This window comes from Flavobacterium sp. UBA4854, from assembly GCF_002399805.1.
Classification (GTDB): Bacteria; Bacteroidota; Bacteroidia; order Flavobacteriales; family Flavobacteriaceae; genus Flavobacterium; species Flavobacterium ginsengisoli.
Window position 1 is genome coordinate 66,340 of sequence record NZ_DHEI01000160.1, and the last position, 15,716, is coordinate 82,055.

The window sequence follows — 15,716 nt, forward strand, 5'->3', positions numbered from 1 at the left end:
CGTATAGAAATTATAAAGGGTGCTTCTTCGAGTTTGTACGGAAGTGAGGCTTTAGGCGGTACTATAAATATTATTACCAGACATGGAGTTGTAGATCCGCAAATGCAGGCTTCAGTAAGTTATGGATCACTGAATATTGTTGATGCTACATTGGAAGGAGAAACGCCTTTTCTTGAAAATAAAGGCACTGTAAATCTTGCAGCAAATTATTACAGAACAGATGGTTACAATACCAATTCTAAATACATACAAGGAACAACTTCGCCACCTTACGATAATTATAGCTTGCAAGGAAGATCGCGTTATCAGGTGAACCAAAAGAGTTTTCTTGGCTTGAGCGGACGATATGGGCTTCGTCGTTCTTTTATGGAAAAGGATTTTGGTCTAGGCCATATTTCTGGAGATAATCAAGATGAGCAAGATTTAAATCTTTCGGTTTCATTTGATCATCGTTTTAATAGCGCATTTAGAAGTATTACAAGATACTATCTTACGTATTATACTGCTGATATGAGTGTAGCTTGGCAGGAAAATAATAGTTCAGTTAGTCAAGATGTTTTTAAACAGACGCTTCATCGTTTAGAACAGCAGTTTTCTTATAGCAGTAATAATACATACCAGCTTGTTGGCGGTTTTGGCGGAAGTGTTGAAAACATGAATGATGTTGCGCTCAATGGTGTAAATTCTCTAGAAACTATGTTTTCTTATGTTCAGGGAGAATGGACTCCTTTCGAGAAACTAAAGGCAGTTGGCGGATTACGCTATGATCATACTAATAATTTTGGAGGAAGATTAAATCCGAGTTTTGGATTGCAGTATTTTATTAGCCCAAAATTAACTTTTAAAACTGGTGTTGGAACTGGATTTAAAGCACCAGATTTTAAAACCAATTATTTAGTGTTTTATAATTCAAACAGCAATTATTTAGTAATTGGAAATGCTGTTCTAGCACCAACCTTAGAACAACTTCAAAAAGATGGACAAATCAGCGAAATTAGACAATATGTTCTTGATCAGACCGCTGGAAATTTACAAGCTGAGAAAAGTACTTCTTATAATGCAGGATTGATTTTCGAACCTTCAAAGAAACTCAAAGTAGAGGGAGGTGGTTTTTATCATAGAATAACCAATCAGATTAATAGTATTCAAGTTGCTACAGGCTCAAACAACAGAATAATTTATACCTACCAAAATCTTCCAGAAGCTGTCAATAAAGGTTTTGAGCTTTCGCTAAAATTAACCCCAATAAAAAATCTAGAAATAAGTGCTGGTTATCAATATTTAATTGCTAAAGATCTTAGCATAAAAGATAGCATTAGAGCAGGAAAATGGCCTTACAGTCAGAATATTCACGATCCAGCAACTGGAAATTCGTATAAGCCGCGACCATCAGATTATTGGGGAATTGAAAACCGTTCCCGTCATATGGCGAATTCTTCTATTTTCTATCGCAATAATCCATGGAAACTTAATGCAAACTTGAGAGTGAATTTTAGAGGAAAGTATCCATTCGGAGATCGTAATGGAAATCAATTTATTGACAAATATGACATTTTCGTGAAAGATTACTGGCTGATTAATGCAAGTATTGATAAGCAATTATTGAATGATCATCTCAATGTCAGGTTTACGGCAGATAATATTTTCGATTATACAGATCCGCTAATGCCAGGACAGCCTGGAAGAATACTTCTTTTTGGTGTTAGCTATCGTTTCTTTAAAAACCAATAAACTCAAATATTTCTAATGACAACAATTAAAACATTTAACAAAAGTAAAATACTGCTTTTTGCGATTGCTGCGATAAGTTTGGCTTCCTGCAGCAGCAATGAGGAAGATACAAACTCTTCGCTTATTGATAATAAAAGCACTGTTATTACTGATCTTGCGGGCGACACTGGAGCTTCTATGGGAGATGGAACTAATGGAAAAGAGCAGAGAAGTTTTCATACGTTTTTGTTTCGCTTCAGCGATAAAAAACAAATATGGCTGCATACCAAAGCAGATTCTTTGCAATATATGAAAACAAAAGACTGGGACATTGCTTTTACAGGACCTTACAATAGCGAAGTTTTTGTAAATAATGCAAAATACCAATATAATCCTGGTTTTGAAGGGCCAGCAGAAAATACTTCTGTTGTATTGCTTAATGAAGAGTATAAAAATGTAACGCAAGCACCTTCAGATACAGATTTTAATACTAGCGAGATAACCAAAATAGGATGGGCTTCTTCAGAAAGTTCTGCTGGATGGTTTTATTACAGCTTAAGCAGCCACATTATGCAGGCAATTCCGAATCGTACATATGCGATACGTTTGCCTGACGGAAAATATGCCAAACTGCAACTTGTAAATGCCTATAAAGGAAATCCTCCAGCAGTTACAGATTTGAATTGGCCTGCTCCTTATTTCACTTTCAGATATTTTATACAGACAGACGGAAGTAAAAATTTAAATACCAAATAAATAGATAACCTCATGAAACGAATAAAAACATTAATAGAGAAAGTATCGCCAGTATTGATGATGGTTTTTCTTATTGCTGCCACAACTACAGCATGTTCATCTGATGATAAACCAGCAGAAGGAAGCGGAAATGAAGAAAACCCAGGAACAGAAATTCCAGATCAGACACTTTTTAATAAAGTCATTCATGTAAAAAATTATCAAGGAAGTACTTCTGATGATAATCCGACGGCGCCTTCTGCAACACTTTACTATAGTCTTGAAGAGAATAAATCGGTTGACGGTTCTTATAAAAAAACAAGAAAATGGGATTTAGCTTTTGGCGGATTATATGCCAGCTTTTTGTCTGGAAATAACGGTTTAGACAATAAAAATAATGGTTATCAGGCAGGTGGAGTTGGCGGAATTACCATTGTAGCGAAGCCATTTGATGAAGTGGTTGATGTTCCTGCTGACAGTCAGTTTAAAACAGGAATTGATCTTATAGGAACAGATGATGCTGGTTCTTTTGGTAATGGAACTGGATGGTATTTGTATGATTTTGATGGAGTTGTTGTGTCTGATGGAACTAATCCGCAAAAAGCTCACGTAGCATATGCACTTGGTGAACCTCTTAAAATTATAAACGGAACAACTATTCCGGCAAGAACTATTATTCTAAAAACAGCAAACGGAAATTATGCAAAAATTAAAATGATTTCGGTTTACAAAGATGTTTATACGCCATCTGAATGGTTTAAAGATACTCCGCACATGTATTACACTTTTGATTATGTAATGGTTCCAAAAGGAAGCACAAAATTTGAAATTAAATAACCAATCCAAATATAAATAATGAATACTAAAATTACAAAATTAAAAACGCCTTTGTTTTTTGTTGCTTTTACGCTTTTTAGTCTTTTAACTTCTTGCGATAATGAAGAAGAAAGATGGAGAGATGTAAAAGAAGATCCCGTTACAGAAATTGTTACCGACCTTGATGCACGAAGAATTATATCTTTTAAGGTTGTAAATCCAGGCGAAAGTCAAGCGATATATAGCGCTGTAAATAATTTAGAGAAAACAATTACAGTTTATCTGCCTTCTTATTATGAATATGAATATTTAGAAACTTCGATTTCACTTCCTGAAAAAACAACTATTACTCCCGCAGCTACCGAGTTAGTGCCTGTATTCGCAAAAACACCATTTACGTATACCACTAAAGCAGCTGACGGAACAACAGCTGTTTATACTGTAAAAATTGTGATCCAACAGCCAAAATTGGTTTTAAGAGAATTATCAAGTGAGACTTCAACTTATACTATACCCGTTTCAAGCTCTATGTTTTTAAAAGGTGAAAACTTTGTTCCTTCTTACGAAGTAACAAAAGTTTATGCTGTAGATGCACAAGGAAATAAAAAATGGCAATTTCAGCAGTATAATGAAGGTTTAGACATCTTTAGCTTTTCAGCAGCTTATGTTTTTGGAGGAACTTCTAGTGAAGCAATAACATTAGAACCCGATACTGACTATTGGATACAGATGGAAAGCTATAATCTTACCGCTACAATGAAATATCCTATTAGAATTACAAAATAAATTTGCAAATAAAAAATGTCTGTCTTTTCTGCCGAGGTAATAAAAGAAGCCAAATTAATCTATTAAATATATCATTATGAAAAAAATAATCTTATCATTTTTAGCATTGGCTACTATTTCAATTACATCTTGTAGCTCAGAAGACCAAACTGCCGATTCACAAGGACTTGCAAAAGCACAAGAAGAACAAGTTTCTAATCAAACAGCAAAAGCAGCTGCAATAGAATTATGTTCTGCAACTTCAACATCAGTAACTGTAAATAGATGGCAAGCACCATCATCTGTAGATACTAACTGGACTCCAGTAGCTGCTGTTATTGGCGGTGTAAACGTTCAGTGGGAAGGTATTTACGGAGCTTCACTTCGTCCTGTTGGAAATACAGCTCAATGGTACGTTGGTACAGTCGATTTAAATTCTGTTTGTGGAGAATGGGATTTATGGAAAGAAAGTGTTGAAGTTAAAAATGCAACTGGAAATGTTGGTACAGCTCCAGCATCAGATCCTTATAATATAGTTGGATACAATGGTACAATATCTGGATCAAATTACGGATTAGGATATTACTCTTATAATATTACAACTCATGTTATGACTCCTGCTAAAGCTATTGTAATCTGGAAAGCAGCTGGAACAAATTCGCATTCTGTTACAGTTCCTCATACAAGCGCTACAGAAGTTTATTTGGTAAAAGTAACAGCGGTTACTCCAGGAACTTCAAGCAGTGTAATCAGTTATAACTGGTCTAAAGTATTATAAATCAATAACAATGTAAAAAGAAACATGGGATTACGACATAATTAAAAAGTGCTGCAGTAAAGCTTGACCGGCGATCTCTGCAAAATACTAATATCATATCATTACCCCATGACTATCAAACGGCTTTTTAAATTACCGTAAGCATTGAAAATACAGACATTTTAAAAATATAAATGCCTTTATCAATAAGGCAAAAATAATAAAATAAAATCATTTAAAAATTAGATAATCAATACAATCATGAGTAAAAAAAACAATACCAATGTATTTTTAATCGGATTACTTTTTTTATCAGTACTATTCTTTTCTTGTGATACTGAATATATTGATAAAGTAAATTCAATTCCTGGCGATGTTGTAAAAGTTCCAGGATATACTCACATTGAGTCTTTTACGATAAAAGATGCAGATAATAATGATGTAAGCGCCGCTATTACAGAGGAAAATATAATAGTGACATGGAGTGTAAATACATCTTTTCCAGAAACCATAAAACCTGAAATTGTTCTTGGTACAGAAGCTGTAATTTCTCCAGCATCTGGAACAGAAGTTCCTTTTAAAGATGGAACCGTTTATACAGTAACTTCAAAAGCGGGAACAACAAAAAAATATACGCTTAAAATAGATTTCAGACAAACAGAACCAAGAACTTGGACTGTAGCCTATCCAGAAACTTTTAGAAAAGGTTTTTTGCAAAAGATTGTTAATATAGGAAACTCAGGAATTACATCATCGATAAATGATTTGTGGCTAAGTGTCGAAAACACTAGAGTTTATTTGGTATCTGCAGAAGATGAGAAAACAGAATATACCGCAGAAATCGTTTATTTAGGAGGTTCGTTAGGAACAACCACATCGGGTACATCGTTTACGGAATATGGAGTATATTATTTTCTTAAAGAAGACATGCCTGTAGGAACTTACGATTTACGTGTCAAAAACGGAATTTATACGCTTCAAAATGGAAGTGTCGAAAATAGATTTCAAGTTAGTGTTATTGAACCAGATTCTTTTAAAGCAGAGTTAATTGGTTCTGGAACAGAAAGGAAAATTGGAGATACATTTGAAATTAGAGGAGGTCAACTAAATACAATTACCAAAATAGAAATGTATAACAGTACAGCTCCAACGGCAATTTATCCGTTAGAATTTGTAAGTGGCACTATTTACAGAGCGATATTAAAAGTTCCAGAAGGAACACCTGCAGGAACTTATAATCGAGTAAGATTCTATAGAGATGCAGCCAGTACGCTTACTGCATATACCTTGAAAATTAAATAATTCGGATATTTTTTTTTAGAATGCGCAGACTTTAATGGTCTGCGCATTTTTTTATGTTTAGAGAAGTTTATTAATTATATATATTTGCCAACTTTCAATTAAAGATTTCTAAAATCTGGAACTATTTATATTTCAAATTCAGCATTAAATAAATGACAATACAAGATTTAGTAGGCACTTATTCTATTTCGGGAAGCAATCAGGACGAAAGTAATGAGATAACTTACAAAGGTATTTTGACTCTCACTTTAGATCAAAACAACCGCATAAAAGCAGATTGGCTGATCAATTCACATAAACAAAAAGGAACGGGTTTCTTTAAAGATAATATTTTGGTCATTAATTTTAGTTATAAAGGCGATGATCATAAAACTTATAAAGGAGTTGCGGTTTATAGATGCATTACCAAAGATATGTTAGACGGATTTTGGTCGGAGAAACATGGAAATCCGCTTTATCTTGGTAGTGAACATTGTTTGAGAGTTGAAACTACGGAAAGATTAAATTAGAATAGAAACAGCGCAAAACTTAAAATGTTTGCGCTGTTTTTTTTGCCACAGATTAAAAGGATTTTCACTGATTAAATCTGCATAATCTGCTAAATCTGCGTGAAAAAAATATTTTGCAGAAACTATCTCAATTGTCTGCGGAATTAAGTTAAGCTGGATTAACAGCAGTTTTATATTTTCTGTTATAAAGAATAATAAAACCAACCCATATTACTAATAAAACTACAATTAAAATAAGTTCTGTATCATGTAAACCATTACGGAAGAAATTATTTAGCGAATGCACTCCCGCAACTGCCAATAGCGACCCTGTAGAAGTATATACTTTTCCGATTCCCCAAGTTCCGAAGAAAATGATTCCGAAGAAAATCATGTTGCTTGGAGTTGTTTCAAAGTTTAAATGCCATGCGAACCAAAGAACAGCAATAATTAAGATTGAAGTAAATTTAGGAAGCGATTTCAATTGTTCTTGCAAAAATCCACGCCATCCGATTTCTTCTAAAAGTCCGTAAACTAAAACCGTAAACATTAATAAAATTGGAAATTTACCGATTGTGAAATAATAAACACCTGCAATTAAAACAGCTGGAAGAATCCAATAAACGGCAAACGGAACAATTGCATTTTTATAAATTCCTTTTAACGACATTGGATTGTTAAGAGAGAATATTTTTATTGCTGCCAAAGCACCCAAAGCAGGACCAACACCACGAAGCAAAATTACTAAATACGGATTTTCTATTCCTGACAATAAATTGGTTTTAACAGCTGCATATCTGCAGATTACAGCAATTACATAATAAACTATAATAGCGCCAAAGTTGATTTTATTTTTCATCGTTTTAAATTTGTTTGGTTTAGTGAAGCAAACTTAGCGAGCAAAAATGAAAATAAAATTGACTTTGGGTAAGAAATCATTTTTCCATAACTCTTTTTCGAATTCGGCTTAAACTTTCTGCTGTTAATCCCAAATAAGAAGCAATGATTTTAAGTGGTGTTCTTTGAAATATTTCTGGACGCCCTTCTATAAGTTTCAAATAACGTTCTTGAGGAGAAAGCGTTAATAGATTAATTTGTTCTTGTTGTTTACGCACATAAAGCATTTCAGAAATGGCTTTTCCAATTCGTAAACCTGTTTCAGATCTTTGATACAGTTCGTTCAAATCTTGATGCGGAATAGACCAAAGCGTCAAATCTTCTAAAGCTTCAGTTTTAATAACAGATGGCTGCTGATTTAGAAAAGACATATAATCACTTATAAAACTCTTTTCATACAATAGATTAATGCAGATGTCTCTTTTGCCATCCCAAACAAATAAACCTGCAGATCCTTTAATGATGATATTAAGATATTTTTCGACGCCATGATAATCTTTTATGATTTCAGATTTGTTAAATTCACGAACTTTAATCTTCTCCGAAAACCCTGTCCAGATGTTCATATCGGCAGTAAAATAATTTTCGAAAATTCTCTTTACATCTTCTGGGGAAGGGCTATGTGGCATTTTATTAAAATATGAGTTTGGAATGCCAATATAAGTTTTATCTTTCAAAATAAAAACAATCCTATTAACCAAAATCTATTTTAAACAAGGCAATTGCAAAACATTTGCATTCAGTGGCTGTTCTATTTTTCTTTCTAGTTTTTCAGGATTTACAGTGATATAAATTTCCATTGATCCCGTTCCAACTTTCAGTCCAAGAATATGACCGCCGTAAGCATCAAATTTATCATCAGTAGCTACGCCGTGCATATGAATTGAAGGTTTTTCTCCGTTCCAGGCAATAGAACCAGTTATGCTTCCCATTTCGACTTTATTGAAAGTTTTGGGGTGAAATTTCTTTTGGTTAAAATCGTAAAATCCAAAAGTGGCATCTTGCGCAAAACCAATTCCAGTAAAATTTGCTGACGGAATATTTTGCTCTTTGGCTAATTTTTCAATTAGTTCCAAAACATTATCGCCTTCGCGAAGAACCATCAGATAACCTTGAGGAGTTTTGGTATAACGGCATTTTTCGGCATCTTTTTGTTGAGCATTGGCAAAATTAAGAGACATTAAAAGTACTATTGCCATACCGATTTTAAGGGATTGAATTTTCATAAGTATTTTAAATTAAAGAATTTGGCTGAAGTTCATTATCATATTTTTCAGGATCAGAAGCTGCATATTCGTTTTCTGGTTCTGGAATAACGTGAATTTTAGAATCGCTTATCGAAATTACAGCAGAACAAACATAGATTCCGACTTTTCCTTCGTTGTATTTAAAATCCAATAAAGTCAGTTTCACAATGTCATTTATCGAAAGTTCATAATAATTTCCATAACGGATAATTTTAAAGGAAATCTGTTTTTCTTCGCTAATTTCAAATTGATTGGTTTGAATGTTTTCAAAAATGAAATTATTCTTGACATCTTTTTCATTAAATCCCCAAGCTCTAAACTGCACAAAACCATTCATAAAATCAATCGAAATATAATATCCAGTTCCTTCTTTATCACATTCAATAACAAAACCCGTTTTTCCCATTCCTTCAACAGACAATGTTCCTTCCCAAACAAAATCGTTTGACGGTTTTTCGAAGCCATAAATTTCATAACCGCTTCGGCATCCAAAACGCCACTTATTTTCATTTTCTAAAACAAATTCGGCTGTTGGATTTCCTAGAATAGGCAAGGGGTGAGGCAAATCTTTTTGATGTATCGTTTTCTGATACAATTTTTCCCAATAGTAATAACTTTTCAGTAAAAGTCTTCCGCTTTTATCGACATCCAATTCTTTTGGTGGCGGAATTACGCGGTGTGTATTGACGTTTCCGTCTGCAAAATAGAAATTGTAAACCAAGAAATGTTTTCCATCTTTAACCACTCTGGCAGCATAGTTTCCTTGTGGCATTAAAACATTATTGTGAAATGCAGAATATTCTCCTCTAAATTCTGGCGAAGACCAATAACGAATTTTAATATCTTCTCTGATAGATCCTAAAAGATAATGCGTTCCTTTAATTTCAAAAACACATGGACATTCCACATCATCATAAACATATGGAATGTGAAGAGGTTTTTGCAGCACATAACCTTCTTTTTCTCTTTTTGCCACACCAATACAGCCTCTGCGGTATGTTGGTCCAGAGGCGCTTCGGGCGCAGATTAACAAATAATCTTCGCCTTTGTATTGATATTTAAAAGGATCACGAAAACTAATCCATTGTCGCGGATTGTTATTTTTGCCTTCATAATGTGGAGCTTCACTTTTAAACGGAAGTCCGTATAAATTTTCCTTTTTCCAAGTGAGCAAATCGGTAGAAATTGCTCTTCCTACTTTTTGTTCGATTCCCTTGTCTTGACGTTTAAGGCCAGTATAATACATTTCATAACCTTCGCCATCCGATTTTTTGCTGATGTGCATTGTCCATAACATATCATCGTCCCATTCTCCTGGATCGCCCACAAATAAAGCGTTTTTTACTCGTTTCCACGAAAGACCGTCTTTTGAAATGGCATGAGCGATATAATCATGATTTGGAATGATTAAATGAAATAAATGATGAATTCCTTTTTCATCTATAAATACATCAACATCTCCAATTTCCCAATTGCTAAATCCTGAACCTGAATACATTTTATTATTTATTTTAAACTGTTAGTATATTTTTTTTTGCCACGAATGACACGAATTTTCACGAATTCTCATTTGAAGAACTTTGTCAAAGTTTAAAACTTTGACAAAGTTGTAGTTGTGATATGTCTTAGATTTTTGCCTAATTAAAAATTCGTGAAAATTTGTGCAATTAGTGGCATATTTTTTATGCTCAACGAATGAATTATTTTATGACTTTATAATGTTTTAAACCTTCCAAAATCCCTTCTGAAGCTGAATTTTTAGCGACATAAATGCTTTTTGTTGTTTCATAATCGGCAAGTTCTGCGCTTCGATTTCCAACAATAATTCCTTTTACTGAACCTCTAAACATATCGACATCATTTCCGGAATCTCCTGCCGCAATTACATTACTTAACGGAATAGACCATTTTCTGCACAAGAACTTAATCGCATTTCCTTTTGAAGCTCTTTTGGGAATAAAATCTAAAAATTGCCCATGACTCGGAATAATATTGACTTTGTACCAGCCCGTTCCCAAAGCAGTAATTAGCTCATCATGATTGTAGTTTTCTTTATCATAATAATATGAGATTTTATAAGGGTTTTGAGCTTCTTCTTCCTGAATTTTTATCCATTTAATGTCTTTCAATCTATTAACGATATCTTCTCGTTTCCATCTTCCTGCAAGAAATTTTGCCCAACCTTTATCCAAAATATAATCCTTTCCATTGGTGTAATAGATTTCAGTTCCGACAGAACAGATAATAAAGTCGGGTAGCGGAAACTCTTCTTCGTCAATTACTTTTTTAACAAGCGCTAAATTTCTTCCAGAAGCCATTGCAAAAGCCATTTTATCGGTGCGATTGGTTAAATGAGCTTTTAATTCTTTCAAACCTGGATTTGCTAGTTTTGGTTCTATTAAAGTTCCGTCAATATCTGAAACCAATAAGTGATCTATTTTTCGTTTTAATCGACTGATATTGATATTTGGATAATGCTGTTTTTTGATTCCAGTTGAAGAAACTGATAGATTTTCATTGATTAAATCTACATAATGGTTAACATGGCTTATCCAACTGTAATATTTTTGAATATTAGTAGCACCATTATTGGAGTAATATTTCCATCGATTTTCATCGGTTAAAATATTTCGGAGTGCTTTTTTGATCTGGCTTTCTTCTTGCGGATTTACCAATTCTCCGTTCTGGCAAACAGGAATAATTTCTGAAGGTCCGCCGTTTTTTGTCACCACAACTGGAAGCCCCGAACTAGCCGATTCGATAACGGTCAATCCGAAGTTTTCATGCAAAGCTAAATTCACAAAAACGCCTCTTTTTTCTGCGGCATAACGATAGATAATCGAAACTTCGTTTTCAACATCATGTTTCTTCGGAATTGCCATTTTTCCGTACAAATCGTATTTATCCATCAAAAGAAGCAAATCGGTTAAAACGTTTTTTTCAGATTCTGGCATTTTAGCAATGTCTTTTCGAATTCCGGCAAAAATGACCAAATTAGCCATACTTTGCAGTTCTTTGTCTTTTCCGTAAACTTCAATTAAGGTATTCAAGTTTTTATGGCGGTCAGGTCGTGAAAGCGCCAGAATAATTGGCTTGTGCGGATTGGTAAGAAATTTAGAAATACTTTCGGCAACCCAATATTTTCGTTGCGCTTCTTCCATATGTTTATCAGAATCGTTTTCTTGATAATAATAAGGAACAAATTTTCTGGTGTCAATTCCGGGAGAGATCGCGTGGTATTTTCCTAATTCAAAATTTTTATATGCTTTGTAGGTCTCAATTTCCTGTTCGGTAGAAGTGACAATAAATTCTGCGAGTTCTAAGGTTCTTTCTTCAGCAGCAATTCGGGCTTTAAACTTGAACTTTTTCTCCAATTCTTCTTCAGTTTCTCCGCTTTCGATTAATTTCTTCTTTTTGTAAAATCCTAAAGAATGTCCCGTATGGGCAAAAGGTATATTCAAAACTGACGATAATTCGGCTGCGGCGTAACCTGCGTCAGCATAATGAGAGTGAATCCAATCTGGGAAAATATTGTGTTGTTTGATGTGTTGCATCGCGCCGTTCACAAAAGTATCTAGACCTTCCCAAAGCTGTTCTTTTGCTTTATATTTTTTTCCCAGAAACGGAATTCGCCTTATATCCAGTTTGTCATTTATAATTTCTACAGGTACTGAGTATTCTGGCGAAAGGGCGGAATCATCTATTAATCTTGTAAAAATATGAACGTGTTCGACATCTTCATGCTGCGATAAAAACTCTGCTAATTCGTATATGTATTTGGTCTGACCTCCGTTGTCAGCATCTCTACCGATTTCGAGACCAGAACCTTTCAAAAGTCCGTGGATATTGATAAGTGAAATTCGTAGTTTTTTCATCATTCTTCCTTATTTTATTGGATTTGCAATTTACTGCGCTCCTCTTGATTAGGACGAAATAATTCCATTTTAAATTTACATATTTCCCATGTTTGGAAGAAAAATAGAATGTTATAACTATAAAAAAAGCCTGATGTTTGGAATCAGGCTTTTCATATTTTTAATTTTTATTAATTAAATTTTCTATGTCAAATATTGAAATTTTAGGATTTCCACCAGCTGAACCAGCGACTAAGGCTCCTGTTGCGCAGGCAAAATTTAAAGCTGCTTGTGGATCTTTTCCGCTTAAAAGGGAGGTAATCAAAGCGCCCAAGAAAGAATCTCCAGCACCAACCGTATCTTCAACTTTTATTGTATAACCCTCATTTTCATAAAGATGTTTATCCCATAAAAGCAAGGCTCCATCTTTTCCTCTTGTAACACAAATTGCTGTGGCATTGGTTAAAGAACAGATGAAATTCATATTTTCTTCTAAAGTATTGTAAGGAGAATCTAAAGCGGCACTGATTTCCATTAGCTCTTCATCATTAAATTTGATAAAATTAGCCGACTGCATTAAGTGCTGCAGAATTTCGTAATCATAATGCGGTTTTCGAAGATTAACATCAAAAACTTTATAAGTGTGCGTGTTGAGCAATTCGTCTAAAGCTTCTCTAGAAACTTCATCTCTGCAAACCAAACTTCCGTAGATTAAAACATCTGAGTTTATGACTAATTCTCTTGCTTCTTCGTTTAAAACAATCTTGTCCCAAGCGGAAGGATAAATAATTTCATAAGTCGCAGATTTACTTTCGTCTAATGTTACATTTACCAATCCTGTAGGGAAATCGTCAGATTTTAGAATAGTTTTGGTTTCAAGGCCTAATTTGTTGACTTCATCTATAATTGCTTCTCCATCTTCATCATTTCCTACACAGCTAATCATATTAGAATCAACACCCAGTGCTTTCATGCGAAGTGCCACATTTAAAGGCGCTCCGCCAATTTTTTTTTCATTACCAAAAATATCCCAAAGTACTTCTCCGAAAGCTACAGCTTTTAGTTTTTTGTTGTTGCTCATTTTAATTTTCTCTTATTTTAAAACATTAAATCAAGTGATTAGAGTTTCACACGATTTCATAAAAATAAAAAAGAATAACGGTTTCTGCAACCCAAATCTAAAAATCATAACAATCTGTTCATTTTAAAAAGTCTAAATTTTTAATTTATATTTGTTGAATAGGTAGTCTTTTTTTTATGAAAATAGAACTTATAAGAAGGTAAAAAGGGTTAAAACGGTATTTTCTTATAATTTTATTAAAGTTACTTCTAAATGAATTTAAAGCGGATCAAAATTGTACTATAACGGTTTGCTAATAAAATTTTACTTTCAAAAACTATTAAAAAATTAAATGAAATTATTTTACAAAGTTGAAGACAAGGAGCTTCTAAAAGTTAGAAATGAAATTTTTAAAGAAGTCGGAATTCCTTCTTTATTAAAAAATGGTTTTGAGCTTTCTCCATTTAAAACTTCATGGCACGGGCAATATGATCGAAACAGTCGCGGCTATACTTATGATTTTAGCAGATTATCGTCAGAAAATTATTTGGAACAACTTTCTGTCAGTATAATTAATGGCGAAAAGTGGATTCAAATTCATTTGAATATTTATGAACTTAGTCCTACTTTAAATTCATTATCACTTTTAAAGGATTTTGATGGTTTAGAATTTGGAACTCCAGACAAGATTTCAACCAAAATGAGATTAAGAAGCGACGAATACAAAGGCCCACCATTATTCTATATGCTTTTTTTACCAGAACATAAACTTGGGAAATTTTATTCTAAAAGTGATTATGAAAGCGAAGTTGCTAAACTTTCGAAATTGATTCAATCTGATATGCAAAACATAGATGTCTTTGTAGAAAAATGGCATAAAATGTTTGTTCCAAAGAAGACTGATTGGGAAGGTAATCTTCTATAATCATAGCCCTTTTTAAGACGTGAGAAATCTCATTGTTTGTTTTTAATTATTTTTTAAGAAAGTTTTAATCTTTTCCTAAGAAGTCAGTTCTCATTCATATATTTGTAACCAGTCTAAATAAGGATAAATTATAAATTTTATATGAAAGCAATTTTTAAAACACTTAAAAACAATATTTTATATCAAGTGTTTACAGCCTTTTTGATTCTTTTTTCATGTTCAGAAACGGCTTTTTCTCAATCTACTGTTGGTTCAATTTCTGGTAAAGCTGTTCTTAAAGACGGAAATTCTTTACAAGGTGCAACGGTTAAAATTTCAGAATTAAATAAAACGACAACGACGGATTCTGATGGAACGTATCAATTAAAAAACATCCCTTTCGGAACTTATTTCGTTGAAATAAAATTGAATGGTTACGAATCTTCTCCAGCTTCAGTTATTGTTGATCAGAATAACACAGAAGTTACTCTTGATTTTGAAATGACTTATACTTCGCAAAAATTAGAAGAGGTAATTGTAAGTTCTGGCGGAAACCGATTTGCAAGAAAAGAAAGTGAAGAAGTTTCTAAAATGAAACTGAAAAACATGGAAAATCCTCAGGTTTATACAATTGTAAGCAAGGAACTGATGAAAGAGCAGGTAATTACAGACTATAATAGTGCTTTTAAAAATGTTCCGGGAGCTGGTATTTCTGAAGTGAGAAATCAAGGAAGAACAACTAACATTTCTAGAGGTTTTGCAACGCCTCAGTTAGTTAGAAATGGGGTTGGAAGTTTTACTTATAATACAATTGATCCATCCAATTTAGAGCGTATTGAAGTCATAAAAGGACCATCTGCAACTTTGTTTGGAAGTACGATTTCTTCTTTTGGCGGATTGTTCAATAGAGTTACCAAAAAGCCTTTTAATTTCTTTAAAGGAGAAGTGTCGTATTCGGCTGGAGATTGGGATTTGAATCGTTTAACGGCCGATATTAACACGCCTCTTAACGAAGATAAAACGGCTCTTTTTAGAATTAATACGGCCTTGCATAGCGAAAGAAGCTTTCAAGACGCAGGATTTAATAAAAGTTTTTTCATCGCGCCAAGTTTCTCTTATGAAGTGAATGAAAGATTGACTTTATTAATCGATGCTGAATTTAGTGTTTCTAAAGGAACATC

Annotated in this window: 15 protein-coding genes; 9 read left to right on the plus strand and 6 right to left on the minus strand. The window is 33.5% G+C overall.

Translation table 11 applies throughout. The features are described from left to right. The 7 genes from B3J44_RS23140 to B3J44_RS23170 form a co-directional block, all read left to right on the plus strand. Window positions 1–1,731, plus strand: a 1,731-nt coding sequence (locus B3J44_RS23140) for a TonB-dependent receptor plug domain-containing protein (protein ID WP_286971748.1), incomplete at its 5' end; no start/stop codon positions are given. 15 nt (window positions 1,732–1,746) lie between these two features. Next, window positions 1,747–2,466: an HmuY family protein gene (locus B3J44_RS23145; RefSeq protein WP_286971749.1), complete on the plus strand. Its 720-nt coding sequence runs from the start codon at window positions 1,747–1,749 to the stop codon at window positions 2,464–2,466. Window positions 2,467–2,478: 12 nt separating this feature from the next. Continuing rightward, window positions 2,479–3,282, plus strand: coding sequence for an HmuY family protein (locus B3J44_RS23150; RefSeq protein ID WP_286971750.1), 804 nt, complete (start codon window positions 2,479–2,481; stop codon window positions 3,280–3,282). A gap of 18 nt (window positions 3,283–3,300) precedes the next feature. Then, entirely contained in the window at window positions 3,301–4,047 is a 747-nt protein-coding gene (locus B3J44_RS23155) for a hypothetical protein (RefSeq protein WP_286971751.1), read from the plus strand. A 76-nt stretch (window positions 4,048–4,123) separates the two neighbouring features. Next, window positions 4,124–4,804, plus strand: coding sequence for a hypothetical protein (locus tag B3J44_RS23160; RefSeq protein WP_286971752.1), 681 nt, complete (start codon window positions 4,124–4,126; stop codon window positions 4,802–4,804). A 240-nt stretch (window positions 4,805–5,044) separates the two neighbouring features. Next, window positions 5,045–6,085 (plus strand): hypothetical protein, encoded by a 1,041-nt coding sequence (locus B3J44_RS23165; protein WP_286971753.1) that lies wholly within the window; start codon window positions 5,045–5,047, stop codon window positions 6,083–6,085. 152 nt (window positions 6,086–6,237) lie between these two features. After that, on the plus strand, window positions 6,238–6,594 hold the full coding sequence (locus B3J44_RS23170; protein WP_286971754.1) for a hypothetical protein: 357 nt from the start codon (window positions 6,238–6,240) through the stop codon (window positions 6,592–6,594). Between the two features lie 148 nt (window positions 6,595–6,742). Here the strand turns inward: B3J44_RS23170 and B3J44_RS23175 are convergent, their stop codons facing one another. The 6 genes from B3J44_RS23175 to B3J44_RS23200 form a co-directional block, all read right to left on the minus strand. Beyond that, window positions 6,743–7,432: a CPBP family intramembrane glutamic endopeptidase gene (locus tag B3J44_RS23175; protein ID WP_286971756.1), complete on the minus strand. Its 690-nt coding sequence runs from the start codon at window positions 7,430–7,432 to the stop codon at window positions 6,743–6,745. Between the two features lie 76 nt (window positions 7,433–7,508). Next, window positions 7,509–8,099, minus strand: coding sequence for a Crp/Fnr family transcriptional regulator (locus tag B3J44_RS23180; protein ID WP_286971757.1), 591 nt, complete (start codon window positions 8,097–8,099; stop codon window positions 7,509–7,511). Between the two features lie 75 nt (window positions 8,100–8,174). Continuing rightward, window positions 8,175–8,669 (minus strand): PPC domain-containing DNA-binding protein, encoded by a 495-nt coding sequence (locus B3J44_RS23185; RefSeq protein ID WP_286971758.1) that lies wholly within the window; start codon window positions 8,667–8,669, stop codon window positions 8,175–8,177. Window positions 8,670–8,703: 34 nt separating this feature from the next. After that, window positions 8,704–10,215, minus strand: a complete 1,512-nt coding sequence (locus B3J44_RS23190; RefSeq protein WP_286971760.1) for a glycosyl hydrolase family 32 — start codon at window positions 10,213–10,215, stop codon at window positions 8,704–8,706. Window positions 10,216–10,417: 202 nt separating this feature from the next. Further along, on the minus strand, window positions 10,418–12,595 hold the full coding sequence (locus B3J44_RS23195; protein WP_286971762.1) for an HAD-IIB family hydrolase: 2,178 nt from the start codon (window positions 12,593–12,595) through the stop codon (window positions 10,418–10,420). 157 nt (window positions 12,596–12,752) lie between these two features. Then, entirely contained in the window at window positions 12,753–13,652 is a 900-nt protein-coding gene (locus B3J44_RS23200) for a carbohydrate kinase family protein (RefSeq protein WP_286971764.1), read from the minus strand. Between the two features lie 331 nt (window positions 13,653–13,983). On the opposite strand from B3J44_RS23200, the gene B3J44_RS23205 reads away from it, so the two are divergent. Together B3J44_RS23205 and B3J44_RS23210 are read left to right on the plus strand one after the other, a co-directional pair. Beyond that, window positions 13,984–14,556: a hypothetical protein gene (locus B3J44_RS23205; protein WP_286971766.1), complete on the plus strand. Its 573-nt coding sequence runs from the start codon at window positions 13,984–13,986 to the stop codon at window positions 14,554–14,556. A 141-nt stretch (window positions 14,557–14,697) separates the two neighbouring features. Further along, the coding region (locus B3J44_RS23210; RefSeq protein ID WP_286971768.1) for a TonB-dependent receptor at window positions 14,698–15,716 on the plus strand (1,019 nt) is incomplete at its 3' end.

Coding starts and splice junctions, on each gene's coding strand:
- B3J44_RS23170 (WP_286971754.1), top strand. CDS start 6,238: ATGACAATACAAGATTTAGTAGGCACTTATTCTATTTCGGGAAGCAAT.
- B3J44_RS23195 (WP_286971762.1), bottom strand. CDS start 12,595: ATGATGAAAAAACTACGAATTTCACTTATCAATATCCACGGACTTTTG.
- B3J44_RS23180 (WP_286971757.1), bottom strand. CDS start 8,099: ATGCCACATAGCCCTTCCCCAGAAGATGTAAAGAGAATTTTCGAAAAT.
- B3J44_RS23150 (WP_286971750.1), top strand. CDS start 2,479: ATGAAACGAATAAAAACATTAATAGAGAAAGTATCGCCAGTATTGATG.
- B3J44_RS23155 (WP_286971751.1), top strand. CDS start 3,301: ATGAATACTAAAATTACAAAATTAAAAACGCCTTTGTTTTTTGTTGCT.
- B3J44_RS23200 (WP_286971764.1), bottom strand. CDS start 13,652: ATGAGCAACAACAAAAAACTAAAAGCTGTAGCTTTCGGAGAAGTACTT.
- B3J44_RS23160 (WP_286971752.1), top strand. CDS start 4,124: ATGAAAAAAATAATCTTATCATTTTTAGCATTGGCTACTATTTCAATT.
- B3J44_RS23190 (WP_286971760.1), bottom strand. CDS start 10,215: ATGTATTCAGGTTCAGGATTTAGCAATTGGGAAATTGGAGATGTTGAT.
- B3J44_RS23145 (WP_286971749.1), top strand. CDS start 1,747: ATGACAACAATTAAAACATTTAACAAAAGTAAAATACTGCTTTTTGCG.
- B3J44_RS23175 (WP_286971756.1), bottom strand. CDS start 7,432: ATGAAAAATAAAATCAACTTTGGCGCTATTATAGTTTATTATGTAATT.
- B3J44_RS23205 (WP_286971766.1), top strand. CDS start 13,984: ATGAAATTATTTTACAAAGTTGAAGACAAGGAGCTTCTAAAAGTTAGA.
- B3J44_RS23185 (WP_286971758.1), bottom strand. CDS start 8,669: ATGGCAATAGTACTTTTAATGTCTCTTAATTTTGCCAATGCTCAACAA.
- B3J44_RS23165 (WP_286971753.1), top strand. CDS start 5,045: ATGAGTAAAAAAAACAATACCAATGTATTTTTAATCGGATTACTTTTT.